This is a genomic window from Amycolatopsis sp. NPDC058278 (genome assembly GCF_042881395.1).
GTDB lineage: Bacteria > Actinomycetota > Actinomycetes > Mycobacteriales > Pseudonocardiaceae > Amycolatopsis.
Genome location: NZ_JBHVXZ010000186.1, coordinates 1 through 13,660 on the forward strand (window position 1 = coordinate 1; position 13,660 = coordinate 13,660).

General features: G+C 72.0%; 14 protein-coding genes and 1 pseudogene. 13 read left to right on the top strand and 2 right to left on the bottom strand.

Features of this window, described 5'->3' with window-relative positions:
* A pseudogene (locus tag ACFVYA_RS46665) lies at window positions 1-673 on the top strand (serine/threonine protein kinase); the annotation flags it as partial.
* On the opposite strand, the gene ACFVYA_RS46670 reads toward ACFVYA_RS46665, so the two are convergent.
* Window positions 670-1,290 carry a MerR family transcriptional regulator gene (locus ACFVYA_RS46670; protein WP_387054631.1) on the bottom strand — a complete coding sequence of 207 codons (621 nt, stop codon included), beginning with the start codon at window positions 1,288-1,290 and terminating at the stop codon, window positions 670-672. The pseudogene ACFVYA_RS46665 and the gene ACFVYA_RS46670 overlap by 4 nt on opposite strands.
* Window positions 1,291-1,409: 119 nt before the next feature.
* Here ACFVYA_RS46670 and ACFVYA_RS46675 point away from each other — a divergent pair, with 119 nt between their 5' ends.
* The 3 genes from ACFVYA_RS46675 to ACFVYA_RS46685 are packed head-to-tail and all read left to right on the top strand — an operon-like array spanning window position 1,410 to window position 3,561.
* Entirely contained in the window at window positions 1,410-2,369 is a 960-nt protein-coding gene (locus ACFVYA_RS46675; protein ID WP_387054633.1) for a hypothetical protein, read from the top strand.
* Window positions 2,366-2,785 (top strand): ABA4-like family protein, encoded by a 420-nt coding sequence (locus tag ACFVYA_RS46680; protein ID WP_285988283.1) that lies wholly within the window; start codon window positions 2,366-2,368, stop codon window positions 2,783-2,785. The genes ACFVYA_RS46675 and ACFVYA_RS46680 overlap by 4 nt, the downstream gene beginning before the upstream one ends.
* Entirely contained in the window at window positions 2,782-3,561 is a 780-nt protein-coding gene (locus tag ACFVYA_RS46685) for a purine-nucleoside phosphorylase (protein ID WP_387054636.1), read from the top strand. The genes ACFVYA_RS46680 and ACFVYA_RS46685 overlap by 4 nt, the downstream gene beginning before the upstream one ends.
* A gap of 109 nt (window positions 3,562-3,670) precedes the next feature.
* On the opposite strand, the gene ACFVYA_RS46690 is transcribed toward ACFVYA_RS46685, so the two are convergent.
* Entirely contained in the window at window positions 3,671-4,834 is a 1,164-nt protein-coding gene (locus ACFVYA_RS46690; protein ID WP_387054638.1) for a glycosyltransferase, read from the bottom strand.
* A 30-nt stretch (window positions 4,835-4,864) separates the two neighbouring features.
* Between ACFVYA_RS46690 and ACFVYA_RS46695 the strand changes: the two genes are divergently transcribed.
* From ACFVYA_RS46695 to ACFVYA_RS46735, 9 genes are all read left to right on the top strand, one after another.
* The gene (locus tag ACFVYA_RS46695) at window positions 4,865-6,499 is read left to right on the top strand and encodes a phospho-sugar mutase (RefSeq protein ID WP_387054640.1); all 1,635 of its coding nucleotides are present in this window, start codon (window positions 4,865-4,867) and stop codon (window positions 6,497-6,499) included.
* Window positions 6,499-6,951, top strand: a complete 453-nt coding sequence (locus ACFVYA_RS46700; protein ID WP_387054642.1) for a flavodoxin family protein — start codon at window positions 6,499-6,501, stop codon at window positions 6,949-6,951. Before ACFVYA_RS46695 ends, ACFVYA_RS46700 begins: the two co-directional genes overlap by 1 nt.
* A 304-nt stretch (window positions 6,952-7,255) precedes the next feature.
* Window positions 7,256-7,684, top strand: coding sequence for an XRE family transcriptional regulator (locus ACFVYA_RS46705; RefSeq protein ID WP_387054643.1), 429 nt, complete (start codon window positions 7,256-7,258; stop codon window positions 7,682-7,684).
* The gene (locus ACFVYA_RS46710) at window positions 7,681-8,202 is read left to right on the top strand and encodes a hypothetical protein (RefSeq protein ID WP_387054645.1); all 522 of its coding nucleotides are present in this window, start codon (window positions 7,681-7,683) and stop codon (window positions 8,200-8,202) included. Before ACFVYA_RS46705 ends, ACFVYA_RS46710 begins: the two co-directional genes overlap by 4 nt.
* A complete protein-coding gene (locus tag ACFVYA_RS46715; RefSeq protein ID WP_387054647.1) occupies window positions 8,199-9,323 on the top strand; it encodes an MAB_1171c family putative transporter in 1,125 nt (374 codons plus the stop codon). Before ACFVYA_RS46710 ends, ACFVYA_RS46715 begins: the two co-directional genes overlap by 4 nt.
* 1 nt (window position 9,324) lies before the next feature.
* Complete coding sequence (locus tag ACFVYA_RS46720) at window positions 9,325-10,491, top strand: amidohydrolase family protein (RefSeq protein WP_387054649.1); 1,167 nt, start codon at window positions 9,325-9,327, stop codon at window positions 10,489-10,491.
* A gap of 85 nt (window positions 10,492-10,576) precedes the next feature.
* Window positions 10,577-10,966, top strand: coding sequence for a hypothetical protein (locus tag ACFVYA_RS46725; protein WP_387054651.1), 390 nt, complete (start codon window positions 10,577-10,579; stop codon window positions 10,964-10,966).
* Between the two features lie 23 nt (window positions 10,967-10,989).
* Complete coding sequence (gene hisS, locus ACFVYA_RS46730) at window positions 10,990-12,279, top strand: histidine--tRNA ligase (protein ID WP_387054653.1); 1,290 nt, start codon at window positions 10,990-10,992, stop codon at window positions 12,277-12,279.
* A 55-nt stretch (window positions 12,280-12,334) separates the two neighbouring features.
* Window positions 12,335-13,579 carry a HEAT repeat domain-containing protein gene (locus ACFVYA_RS46735; RefSeq protein WP_387054655.1) on the top strand — a complete coding sequence of 415 codons (1,245 nt, stop codon included), beginning with the start codon at window positions 12,335-12,337 and terminating at the stop codon, window positions 13,577-13,579.
* Window positions 13,580-13,660: the final 81 nt, after the last annotated feature.

Here is a 13,660-nt window from a genome sequence, read left to right on the forward strand (position 1 = left end):
GCGCAGCTCCACGGCCTCCGCGGTGCTCGTCGCGGTGGCGATCCTGCTCTTCCTCCTCGCCGCGGGTGGCGGGTTCGCGCTGGCCAGGGCGGTCGGCGGCGAGTCGCTGCTGCCGCCGGCCGCCGCGCCGCGGGGCACGTCGAACGGCCCGACCGACGTGCCGCCGCCGACGCTGGTGCAGCAGTCCGGCGACGCGAGCTTCGCGACCGGCAACGGCGGTCAGTTCGGCCTCCAGGTGCCGGAGGGCTGGCAGAAGTTCGTCGCCCCGCACACGACGACGAAGTTCGGGGCGAGCACGGCGGTCCAGTACGTCTCCCCCGACGGCCGCCGGTCGCTGCGGGTGGAGCGGCTGGTGAAGTACTTCGCCCAGTTCCCCGACGACGGCGAGTACATCGCCTGGCTGAAGGGGTCCTACCCGGCCAACACCTTCCAGCTCTACGATCCGACACCGCTGCCGGGCGGCAAGGGCTCGACGCTGACGTACCGCCTGACCGAGGGCGGCAACCTCCCCGACCGCGACGGCGCCGGCGGCACCCGGGTGACGTTCATGAACCTGGTCCAGGCGGGCACGAGCCTGTGGATCCTCTCGGTCACCGTGCCGGCGGAGCAGGAGAACTCGGGCCGTGAGGACGTCTTCAACCGCGTCGCCCCCACCCTGAGCGTCTCGGACTAGCCGCCGAGGATCTCGCGGGACACCTGTTCCTGGGCGAGGTGGCGCAGGCCGGCGAAGATCCGGTCGCCGAGCACGGTCGCGACCAGCCCGGTCTCGATGATCTCGTCGAACGACGTCAGGCCCTTCACCGATTCGACGTCGAGCTCCGCGGCGCGCATCGCCAGGCCGGCGTACTCCTCGAGGCGTCCGGCCAGGTTCTCCTGGCCCAGCTCCTTGGCCGTCGCCAGCGCCGCGACGAGGTTGGCCATCGCGCGGTGCTCCGGCGGGTGCGCCTTCCAGCCTCGGCGGTGGATGAGGTCCGCGAGCAGGCCGGCCGCCCACTCGGCGGCCTCGTCGGACACCTTGGGCGTCGGCCCGGCCAGCTCCTGCTGGACGACGCCCATCGTCCGGTGCGGGGTCTCGTCGCCGTCGATCGCGCTCAGCACGACACCGACCGAGGCCAGCGGCAGCCCGCCGACTTCGGTGAGCGCCCTGATCAGCCGCAGCCGCTGGACGTGCGCGGCGGAGTACCGCGCCTGGTTCGGGCTGGTGCGCTCGCCGGCTGGGAGCAGGCCCTCGCGCAGGTAGAACTTGACGGTCGCGACCGGCACCCCGGACTCGGCGCTCAGCTCGGCCATCCGCATGCGTTTCCGCTCCGATCCCGGGGTCCGTCTCGGGGACAACCCTGAAGACTTCTCAGCATGGATAGTTTAGCTTCCCATAACGGAGAGTTTTACTATCCGTTATGGGAGGAACCATGACCATCCTTGCCGATCTCCGGAGCAGAACGCACACGTGGCACCGGCCGTCCGCGCTCGCGGCCGTCGCACTGGGGGTCCTGGCGGTGCTGTGCGTCGCCGCCATGCTCCTCGACCAGCGGACTCTCGCGGGTGCGCCGATCTGGGCGAAGCCGTTCAAGTTCGCGGTGTCCGGCGCGCTCTACTTCGCCACCTGGAGCTGGCTCGTCTCGCTGCTGCCGCGGTTCCGGCGCACGGCGGCCCGGCTGACGAACCTCCTGGTCCTCATCTTCGCCGCCGAGTACGTCCTGCTGGTGTTCCAGGCGGCCCGCGGCCGCGCGAGCCACTTCAACAACGCGACACCGCAGGACGCGCTGATCTACGACGTCATGGGCAAGATGATCATGGGACTGTGGGCCACCACGCTCGTGCTGACGATCCTGGTGATGTTCACGAAGGTGCCCGACCGGGCGAGCTCGTGGGCGGTCCGTACCGGGGCCGTGCTCTCCCTGGCCGGGATTTCCCTGGGCATCCTGATGACGAACCCGACCGCGCAGCAGCTCGCGCAGTGGAAGACCGGTGGACGGCCGTCCATGGTCGGCGCGCACACCGTCGGGCTGGCCGACGGCGGCCCCGGCCTGCCGGTCCTCGGCTGGAGCACCGTGGCGGGCGACCTGCGGATCCCGCACTTCGTCGGCATGCACGCACTGCAGGCGCTGCCGCTGCTCGCCATCGCGCTGGCGGCGCTGGCCCCGCGCTTCTCGCGGCTGCGGGACGACGTCGTCCGCGCCCGGCTCGTCCTGGTCGGGGCGGCCGGGTACGCGGGGCTGATCGCGCTGGTCACGTGGCAGGCGCTGCGGGCGCAGTCGATCGCGCACCCGGACGCGACGACACTGGGCGCGTTCGCGCTGCTGATCGCGGCGGTCGGGCTGGGTGCGCTGGCCGTCGTCCGCGCGCCGGAACGGAAGGCGGTTCGATGACGCTGTTCACCTGGGCGTTTCCGCTGGCGGCGCCGTTCTGGGCGCTGCTGGTCCTGGCCCCGAAGTGGCGTTGGACGGCGCGGATCATGGCGTCGCCGTGGGTGCCGCTGCTGCCGCTGGTGTGCTACTTCGGGCTCGTGCTGCCGCACTTCGGCGAGTGGGGGCGGGCGATGCTGCGGCCCGACCTCGGCGTCCTGCAGACGCTGCTGGCCACGCCGTGGGGCGCCGGGCTCGTCTGGGCGCACCTCATCGCGTTCGACCTGTTCGTCGCGCGGTGGATGTACTTCGAGGCTCGCACGCTGGAGATCTCGCCGTGGATCGTCAGCCCGGTCCTGGTGCTGACGATCTTCCTCTCGCCGTTCGGGCTGGTGGTGTTCCTGGTGGTGAGGAGCGTCCGGATACGCTCCCTCGCATGAGTGAACACGAAGCCGCGAGCGCCATCGCCAAGCGCACCGGCGTGGACGCGCACGACATCGCGGTGGTCCTGGGGTCGGGCTGGCGCCCGGCGGCGGACGTCATCGGGGAGTGCGAAACGGAGATCCCGTTCGCCGAACTGCCCGGTTTCACCACGCCCGGCGCGGTGGGCCACGGCGGCACCATCCGCTCGCTGAAGGTCGGCGGCAAGAACGTCCTGGTGATGCTGGGCCGGACGCACTTCTACGAGGGCAAGGGCGTCGACCAGGTGGTGCACAACGTGCGCACCGCGGCGGCGGCCGGCGTCCGGTCGGTGCTGCTGACGAACGCCGCGGGCGGCCTGCGCGAGGGCTTCCAGGTGGGCCAGCCGGTGCTGATCTCCGACCACCTGAACCTGACCGCGCGCTCCCCGATCGTCGGCGCGAACTTCGTCGACCTGACGGACCTGTACTCGGCGCGGCTGCGTGAGGTCGCCCGCGAGATCGACCCGTCGCTCGAGGAAGGCGTCTACGCGGGCCTGGTGGGGCCGCACTTCGAGACGCCGGCGGAAATCCGGATGCTGCGCACGCTGGGCGCGGACCTGGTCGGCATGTCGACGGTGCTGGAGGCGATCGCCGCCCGCGCGGCCGGCATCGAGGTCTTCGGCCTGTCCCTGGTGACGAACCTGGCCGCGGGCATGACCGGCGAACCCCTGAACCACGAAGAAGTCCTGGAAGCCGGCCGCGCCGCGGCCACGAAGATGGGCTCCCTGCTGCGGGAACTGGTCACCCGCGCCTGACCGGCTTCCGGCTTGGATCACGTGAGTGCGTGATCCAAGCCGGAACTCGCGTGATCCAAGCCGGAACTCGCGTGATCCAAGCCGGAACTCGCGTGATCGGAGCCGGAACTCAGACCAGGGTGGGCAGTTCGGCGGCCACCTCGGCCGGGGACGGCATGGCCGCCACCTCGTCGGCGAGCCGGCGGGCCGCGTCGCGGACCGAGGTGTCCGTGAGCAGGTGACGCGCTTTCGCCGCGACGGCTTCGGCCGTGACCTCGGCGCCGAGCAGGCGGTCGCCCACGCCGGCCGCCAGCACCGCCTCCGCGTTGGTGAACTGGTCCGCTCCCTGCGGCAGCAGCAGCTGCGGGAGGGCCGCGCCGAACGCGCCGAGCGTCGTGCCGCTGCCGCCGTGGTGGACCACCAGGTCCACGTGCGGGAGCAGCGCCGCCTGCGGGACCCACGCCTCGAGCCGGACGTTCGCCGGGACTTCGCCCAGCGCGTCCTCGGGCAGCGACGGGCCGGTGGCGACCAGGACGTCGACGTCCAAACCGGACAGTCCGGCGACCGCCTCGGTGAGCACGCCCGCGTGCCCCATCGCCGTGCCCAGCGTCAGGTAGACCAGCGGACGCCGCTTGTCCAGCACGCCCGGCGGCAGCTCGCCCGGCTCGCTCCAGCCGACCGGGCGCAGCGGCACCCGGCGGGTGCGCGCCAGGAAGTCCCGGTCCTGCACCGACTCCGGGCAGATGTCGACGAAGGGACCGCCGAACGCCAGGTCTTCGCCCATCTCGATCCCCAGTTCGGCGGCGTGCGAGCGGATCGCGTCCCGGATCTTCGTGGTCATCGGGTCGCCGGTCGACACCCGGCCGAAACCGTGCGCCACCACCGGGAGCCCGGCCTTCAGCGCGGCGAACGCCCCGCCCGAGTTGCCCGCCTCGCTGACCACCAGATCGGGCCGGACGTGCTCGAACAGCGGCAGCAGGTCGGCGACGAACCGCTTCGGCATCAGCTCGCCGAACACCTTCGCGACGACCGGGAACAGCACCTCCCGCGGGATGTCCCCCGGCGGGCCGGGCGGCCCCGCTTCGCCGAACGTCTCGCCGAACGCCTGCCCGAACGCGTCCTTGATGGCGGGCCCGGCGGCCGCCGTCTCGAGCCCGGCTTTCGTCAGCTGTGGCAGGAAGTCTTCCGAGGTGGCGAAGACGACGTCGTGGCCCGCGTCGCGTGCGGCGACCGCCAGCGGGACGAGCGGGAAGGTATGACCGAAGGACCCCAGTGAGGTGAACAGTAAGCGCACCTACCCGACCTTAGCCCGTAGGCTGACGCGGTGACATCAGATTCCGCCCTGCGTGACGCCGCTTCCCGCTGGATCGCCGCCGACCCCGACGCCGGCACCCGTGCCGAACTGGAAGCCGTGCTGGCCCGGGCGGACGGCGGCGAACCCGGTGCCGCCGAAGACCTGGCCGACCGGCTGGCCGGCCCGCTGGAGTTCGGCACCGCCGGCCTGCGCGGCCCGGTGCGCGCCGGGCCGAACGGCATGAACGTCGCCGTCGTCACCCGGACGACGGCCGGGGTCGCGGAGTGGCTGAAGGCGCACGGGCACGCCGGCGCGCTGGTCGTCGTCGGCCGCGACGCGCGGCACGGCTCGGAAGCCTTCGCGACGGCCGCCGCCGAGGTGCTGACCGCGGCCGGCTTCGACGTCAAGGTGTTCCCCCGTCCGCTGCCGACGCCGGTGCTCGCGTTCGCCGTCGGCCGGCTCGGCGCGGTGGCCGGGATCCAGATCACCGCGTCGCACAATCCCCCGGCGGACAACGGGTACAAGCTCTACGACGCGACCGGCGGGCAGATCGTCCCGCCGTCCGACGGCGAGATCGAGCGTGCCATCGAGGCCGCGCCGCCCGCCGCCGACGTGCCGCGGGCGCCCGGCGCCGAGGTCACCGACCTGCTGGACCGCTACCTCGACGAGGTCGCGACGCTGCCGCTGGGCCACGAGCGCGCGGTGCGGGTCGCCGCGACGGCGTTGCACGGCGTCGGCGCCGACACGCTGCGCGCGGCGTTCGAGCGGGCCGGGTTCACCGACCTGCACCTGGTCGGCGCCCAAGCCGCGCCGGACCCGGACTTCCCGACCGTGTCGTTCCCGAACCCCGAAGAACCGGGCGCGACGGACCTGCTGCTGGCGCTGGCGTCCGATGTGGACGCCGACTTGGCCGTCGCGCTCGACCCGGACGCCGACCGGTGCGCGCTCGGCGTGCGGGACCGGGACGGGCGGTGGCGCATGCTGCGCGGCGACGAGACCGGCGTGCTGCTCGGCTCGTACGTCTTGTCCACAGTGGACCGCACGGTCCTGCCGGACCCACTGGTGGCGACCACGATCGTGTCGTCGTCGATGCTCGGCGAAATCGCGAAGGCCGAAGGGGCCCGCTACGCCGAGACGCTGACCGGCTTCAAGTGGCTCGTCCGGGCCGGCGAGGACCTGGTGTTCGCCTACGAAGAGGCGCTCGGGCTGTGCGTGAACCCGGGCTTCGTGCGCGACAAGGACGGCATCGCCGCCGCGACGCTGGCGGCCGGGCTCGCCGCGCAGCTCAAGGCGCAGGGCCGCACGCCGCTGGACGTGCTCGACGAGCTGGCGCGGCGCCACGGCGTCCACCTGACCGACCAGGTTTCGCTGCGGGTCACCGATCTGGCGGTTCGCGGCCGGCTGATGGCGAAGGTGCGGGAGACGCCGCCGTCCCGGCTCGGCGGCGTCGAAGTCGGCCTCGAAGACCTGCTGCCGGACGCCGACGTGGTGCGCCTGACCGGTGACGGCGTGCGCGTGGTCGTGCGGCCGTCCGGGACCGAACCGAAGCTGAAGGCGTACCTGCAGGTGGTGGCGCCGGTGACGGACGAACTGGCCGACGCGCGTGGTGCGGCGCAGGAACGGTTGACGGCGTTGCGGGCCGACGTCGAGGAGCTGCTCACCTGATGCCGAGGCTGCTGATCGTGCACCACACGCCGTCGCCGTCGACGCAGGCGCTGTTCGAGGCGGTCCTGGCCGGGGCGACGCACCCGGACATCGAGGGGGTGGAGGTGGTCCGCCGCGCGGCGCTGGCGGCCACCGTCACCGACGTGCTCGAGGCGGACGGCTACCTGCTGGGCACGCCGGCGAACCTCGGCAGCATGAGCGGCGCGCTCAAGCACTTCTTCGACACGATCTACTACCCGTGCCTGGACGAGACGCGAGGTCGCCCGTTCGGGTACTGGATCCACGGCAACAGCGACACTTCGGGCACGGAACGGCAGCTGCTGGCCATCACGACGGGCCTGGCGTGGGTCACCGCGGCGGAACCCGTCATCACCACGGGCGAACCGGACAAAAAGACGCTGGCGGCCTGCACCGAACTGGGTGGCACGCTGGCCGCCACGCTGATGGCGTGAACGGCCGGAAATTAAAGGGGCCTGTCACCGGAAGCCCTGGGGGTCGACCTCCGGCAACAGGCCGTGACCAAGGGTTCGCCCGAGGGCGATCAACCTTGGCCTGTGAAGCGTACTACACACGGCCGATCATGACGAGTCGAAGGCGCGACAACCTCTCGCCTGAGCCGTTCCGTGCACCCCCAGGGCACGGAGGGCCAGGCGAGAGGCGAGCCAACTGTAAACCACTGCATACGACGGCTGTCAACATATGCGTACAGTGGCTTTCCGGCTAGAATTTTCGCGGCTGGATTCCCAGGGGGTGGAGATGGCACGGGAACGCACCTTCGCGGAGCGCCTGAGCGCCCTGATCGAGGCCGCCCGGGTGGACGGGCGCGCGCCGCACAGCTACCGGGAGATCTCGGCCGCCGTCGAGCGGGCGGGCGGTCCGGCGATGTCACCCGCTTACATCCAGCAGCTCGCGACGGGCAAGCGGGTCAACCCGAAGATCCACTACGTCGAGGCGCTGGCGAAGCTGTTCGGCGTGCCGGTGACGTACTTCTTCGACGAAGAGGTGTCCGCGGCACCGGCGGGTGAGGCCCAGCTGATGGCGATGCGCGCCCAGGAGCTTTCCCCGCAGGGCCGCCGTCAGGTGATGGACCTGCTGGAGCTCGTCGAGCGCTACGAACGGGCCGAACGCGAGGGCCGGAACCCGGAAGACCGCGAGGGCCGGGGCCCGGGAAGCACAGTGCGATGAAGGAGCGTGAGCTGCGCCGGCGCTGCCGGAAGCTGCTCAAGGAGCTGGACATCGAGCCGCCGCTGGACGTCGAGGTGCTGTGCGCGCGGCTGGGCGAGCGGCGCGGGAAGCCGATCCGGCTGCTGGCGTACCCGCTCGAAGTGCCGGGGCCGTTCGGCTGCTGGATCGCGACGTCGGCCGCGGACTACATCTTCTACCAGGCCGAGACGACGAAATCGCACCAGGGCCACATCATCCTGCACGAGCTCGGGCACATGCTGGCCGACCACCACCCGCACGGGGACGCCGAGCCCGCCGACTTCCTCCGCGGCCCGGCTCCCGATCTTGACCCGGATGCCGTACACCGCGCGCTGCGCCGTTCGTCCTACGATGACGCCCACGAGTGGGAAGCCGAAACGGTCGCGACGATCATCCTCGAATGGGCGTCGGTCCTGAACTACACGATCCCCCGGCGCGCCGCTGACCGGGATCTCCGCCGGATCCAGGGGGCGCTCGGCGATCACCAAGGGTGGTTGTGAGCACGCTGTTCAGCCCGGTCAACTTGATAGCTCTCGTGCTGTTCTCCGCCGCGCTCGCGTGGCGGATCTACCAGGTGACGCGCGCGCCGACGGTGCCGAACTGGGCCGTCACCGCGTGCGTGGCCGGCTTCGCCGCGGCGTTCCTGCTGCAGCAACCGGTTGTCTCCGGCGAAGTGGACGCGCTGCTGGGCCGGGGTGCGGCGCGGGTGGCGAACAACGCGCTGCTGGCGTGCGGCCTCTGCGCGCTGGTGATCTTCTTCCTCGGCTCGGCGCTGGGCCCCCGCCGGTACCGCCGGGTGGTGGCCGAACTGGTCCCGCTGGCGGCGGCGATCGCGCTGATGATCGTCGCGATGGGCCTGACGCGGCCGGAGCTGCGCGGCCTGCCGCTGGGGCCCTCGACGATCCACGACAGCGGCGTCGCGGTCTTCTACCTCGGTGCCGGGCTGTACCTGATCTACGGCCTCATCGCCTGCGCCGCCTGGATCGTGCGGTACCTGCGGGTGGCCGACCGGAACCTGCGGATCGGGCTGCGACTGGGCGCGATCGGCATGGCCTGCGCAGCCGCCGGCAGCATCTTCCGCGCGCTGTACATCGTGGTGGCGTGGGTCTTCGGGCCGGTCGTGAAGATCCTGCTGCTGCTCGGCGTGCCGTTCGTCATCGTCGGCGGGGTGTTGTTCCTCGCCGGCGTCACCTACCCGGGGGTGCGGGCGCGGGTTTCGGCATTGCGACGCCGCGGCCGGCACCGGCGCGAGCACGAGGCGCTGGGTCCCTTGTGGACGGTCCTGGTCGAGGCGTTCCCCAGCATCGTGCTGCGGACCGCGCCGCGCCGCGGCGTCCGGCTGTCCCCGCGGGGCACCCACCGCGGGCACTACCGCCGGGTGATCGAGATCCGCGACGGCCTGGTGCAGCTGTCGCCGTACCTGGACGCGGACTTCGGCGAGGTCGTCGCGACCGATCCCGGGGCCGCCGCGGCCGCGTTGCGGGCGGCGCTGCGGCGGCACGCGGCCGGTGAAGCCAGCGACGGCCGCGCCAAGCAGGTCCTGCCCGCCGGGGCGGACGACCTCGAATCCGACGTCCAGCCGCTGCTCGCGCTGTCGGCCGCGATGACGAACGGGAAGTGACGTGGACACCCTGATCACCGCCGGCCGGGTGCTGCCGCGGCCTTCCGCGCCGATCGACGACGGCGCCGTGCTGGTGCGCGACGGCGTCATCGTCGCGGCCGGTCCGCGCGCGGACGTCGTCGCGCAGGCCGCGCCGGACGCGTCCCGGCACGACTTCCCCACCGGGACCGCGCTCGCCGGGCTGTGCAACGTCCACGTGCACCTGGCGTTCGACGCCTCACGCGAGATGCTGGCCCGCTTCTCCGAAAGCGAAGACCTCCTGGAGGGCGCGCGCTCGCGGCTCACGGCGATGCTGCGCAGCGGCGTCACGACCGTGCGGGACCTCGGCGACCGCGGGCACCTCGGCGCGGCCGTCCGGCGCTCGTTCGAGGGTGCTCCCGCGCCGCGGCTGCTGGTGTCGGGCCCGCCGATCACCGTGCCGGGCGGCCACTGCCACTTTTTCGGCGGTGAAACGGCTTCCGACGACGAAATCCGCTCGCTGATCGACGCCAACGCGGCGGCGGGCGCCGACGTCATCAAGGTGATGGCCAGCGGCGGCCAGATCACCGAGGGCGGCGCGGACATGTGGGAGTCGCAGTTCGACGCGCGGCAGCTGCGCGTGGTCACCGAGCACGCGGCGCGCCACGGGCTGCCGGTCGCCGCGCACGCCCACGGCGCCGACGCGATCGAGGCCGCCGTCGAGGCCGGGGTGTCGACGGTCGAGCACTGCAGCTTCCTGACCGGGCCTCGCTCCTTCGACCGCCGCTCGGAGGTAGCCGAGCGGATGGCCGCCGACGGCATCTCGGCGTGCTCGACGAGCAGCCGCAACTGGCGGGTGATCGTCGAGAAGCTCGGCGACGACGTCGCGCAGGCGATGTACGGGCGGCTGCCGTGGCTCGAGGAACACGGCGTCCGGCTGCTTTCCGGGACCGACGCGGGCCTGCCCGGCTCGGTGTTCGACGACCCGGTCGGCGCGCTGGAACTGTACGAATGGCTCGGCTTCCCCCGGCGCCGGATCCTGGAGATCGCGACCGAGGACAGCGCGGCCGGGCTCGGACTCGCTGACGTGACCGGACGGCTGGAAGCCGGCCTCGCGGCGGACGTCCTGGTCGTCGAAGGCGACCCCCTCGCGTCGCTGGCCGCGCTCCGCAACCCGCTGCTGGTGCTGGCCCAGGGCCGCCTCGCCTAGGTCCCCGATCGGGGAACACCCAATTTGGTGACAGCGTTTTAAAACAGTGTTACTGTTGCGCTACCCCACCTCGAAGGAGCTCCCGATGCACGGACCGACCCAGCTGTTCACGGTGATCGCGCTGGTCTCGCTGCCGACCGTGATGTACGGCGGCTACGCGCTGATGGGCGTCATGCGCGACCGCAAGCTCACCGAACACCAGCGCGCGATGTTCCGCGCCGGCCACGCGCACGCCGGCGTCCTGCTGGTCCTCGCCCTGGTCGCGCTGCAGATCCTCAGCCGCACAACGCTGTCCGACCCGGCGTTGTGGGTCACCTGCTTCCTGCTGCTGGTCGGGATCCTCGCCCAATCGGGTGGATTCTTCCTCCACCTGCTCCCGAACCGCGGCAAGCTCGGCGGGCGCGTGACGTCCGTGGGCGCGGTGTTCCTGGCCGCCGCCACGCTGCTGACGGCGTACGGGGTCGCTTTCGCCTGAGCACCGGTCGTTAAGCTGATGACGTGCCTGAATACCTGCCGACCGCGCCCTACAAGGGGACCCGGGACTTCCTGCCCGCCGAAATGTCCGTGCGTACCCAGGTGTTCGGTCATCTCTACGACGTCCTGGAGCGCCGCGGCTTCCTCCGCTACGACGGCCCGATCCTCGAATCGGCCGAGATCTACGAGCGGAAGTCCGGCCAGGAGCTCGCCGACAAGCAGCTGTACACGCTGACCGACAAGGGCGGGCGGCGGCTGGCGCTGCGGCCGGAGATGACGCCGTCGGTGGCGCGGATGATCGCCGGGAGCGCGAAGTCGCTGTCGTTCCCGGTCCGCTGGTACAGCCACCCGAACTGCCACCGGTACGAGGCGCCGCAGCGCGGCCGCGTCCGCGAGCACTGGCAGATCAACGCGGACATCTTCGGCTCGGACAGCGCCAACTGCGAGATCGAGATCTTCGAGCTGGTGCACGACATGATGGCCGCGCTGGGCGCGACGCCGGACATGTTCGTGCTGCGTGTCAACGACCGGAACCTGCTGACGTCGGCGCTCACCGACGTCGCCGGCGTGTCGGCGGACCACCTGTCCCAGGTGTTCGCGCTGGTCGACCGCTGGGAGAAGTACCCGCGCGAGAAGCTGGCCGAGAGCGCCGGCGAAATCGGGCTCTCGGACAAGCAGTTCGAGAAGCTCGCCGAGACGCTCGACGCGGGCGAGGCGCTGCTCGACGAGCTGCCGGCCGAGGTGCGGGCGGAGTCGAACCTGGTCCGCGTCCTGAACAGCGGCGCGGGTTCGCTGGTGAAGTACGAGCCGATGATCGTGCGCGGGCTGGCGTACTACACGTCGACCGTGTTCGAGGTCTTCGACACCTCGCCGGAGAACCGCCGGGCGCTGTTCGGCGGCGGCCGCTACAGCGACCTCGCGTCGATGTTCACCCCGCAGCAGATCCCGGGCATCGGGTTCGGCATGGGCGACGTGACGCTGATCGACTTCCTCGACACGCACGGCCTGACCCCGGCCCCGCGCAGCGAGGTCGACGTCATGGTGATCCCGGTGACCGAGGACCTCGCGGACGCGGCCCGGTCGGTGGCGGGCTCGCTGCGGCAGGCCGGGCTGCGGACGTCGACGCCGATCGAGCACCGCAAGCTGGGCAAGGAGCTGACCCGCGCGGACAAGGCGGGCGCGGTCGCGGTGGTGATCATCGGCCAGGAGGACTGGGCCGCGGGCAACGTCACGGTCCGCAGCCTGGCGACGCGGGAGCAGAACCCGGTCGCGGTCGCCGACGCCCCGGCGGCGGTGCGGGCGCTGCTGGCGTAAATCGGTTCGCCTCCCCTCCGGCGCCCGGGCATCCTGGGCGCCGGAGGGGATACCGATGATCGTTTACGAAGACGCGCGGCAGTGGGTCGAGTTCGAGTGGGCCGCCCGCCGAGCGTCGTGGTACCGCGGTGAAAGACGGCTCAGCCGCCGGCCTTCGCGGGAAGAACTGGCCGAAACCGCGTGCGGCCGCAACGGGTATTCGCGCGAGGCCGCTGTCGAGCGGCTGGCGGTGAGCACCGATCCCGAAGCACTGCCGCTGCTCCTGCTCCGGTGTGTCGACTGGGTGCGGCCGGTCCGGGAGCTCGCACGGTCGATCGTTCTGTCCAAACTGGACGACTCCACGCTACGGGCGATGCTGCCGCTGATCGGCATCCTGCGACGACGTCAGGTCGACGACTGGATGACCTCGCTGTTGCGCGAAGCCCTGCCGAACCTGCTCGACGACGCGCTGGCGCTCGAGGACCGGGAAACCCGGCGCTGGGTGCACGCGGAGGCGATCGGTCTCCTGTCGCGCGAACGGCTGCTCGACATCGCGGTGCGGGACCACGACTTCGTGGTCCGCGCGATGTGCGGCACCGTGCTGCTCGACCGCGGCGAGTGCGTCGAGGAGCTGCTGGCGGCCGGGGCGCCGAAGGTCCGGGTGCGGGCGTTGACGCTGCTCGGCCCCGAAGCCGCCGTGGCCCACCTGGCGGACCGCTCGTCGGCGGTCCGGTCGATGGCGCAGGCGCTGGTCCTGAAGACGGGCGACGACCCGGCCGCGCACTACCGCGCGATGCCGGTCTCGTTCGGCGCGCTGGCGGGGCTCGGCGAAACGGGGACCGCCGCCGACGCGCCGCTCCTGGAGCGTCACCTCGCCGACGAGCGTCCCCGAATCCGCGGGGTGGCGGTCCGCGGCCTGCGCCGGATCGCGCCGGAGTCGCCGGCGGTGCGGCCGTTGCTGGCGGACCCGTCGCCGGCGGTGACCCGTCAGGCGGTGACGTTCCTGCGCGGGAAGTTCGTCGACCCGGCTTCGCTGCAGGCCCTTCTGTCCTCGGCGCACCCGATCCACACGCGCCGGGCGGCCGCGGCCCTGCTCCGGGACCGCGACACCTGGCGGCGCCTGCACACGGACCTCACCCTCCTGCGCGACCCGGACCTGGCCGCCGACGCCCACGAGGACATCCGCGCCTGGCTGGAGCACTCGACGGCCACCTACACCACCCCGTCCCCGGCCCTGGCGGCCGAAATCGACGCGGCCTGCACCACCCTCACCCCGGACCTGGCCCGCCAAATCCGCTTCGCCCTCCCGAAACTCACGTGATCAAGGGCGGAACTCGCGTGATGGAAGCCGGAACTCGCGTGATTGGAGCCGGAACTCGCGAGTTCCGGCTTCAATCACGCG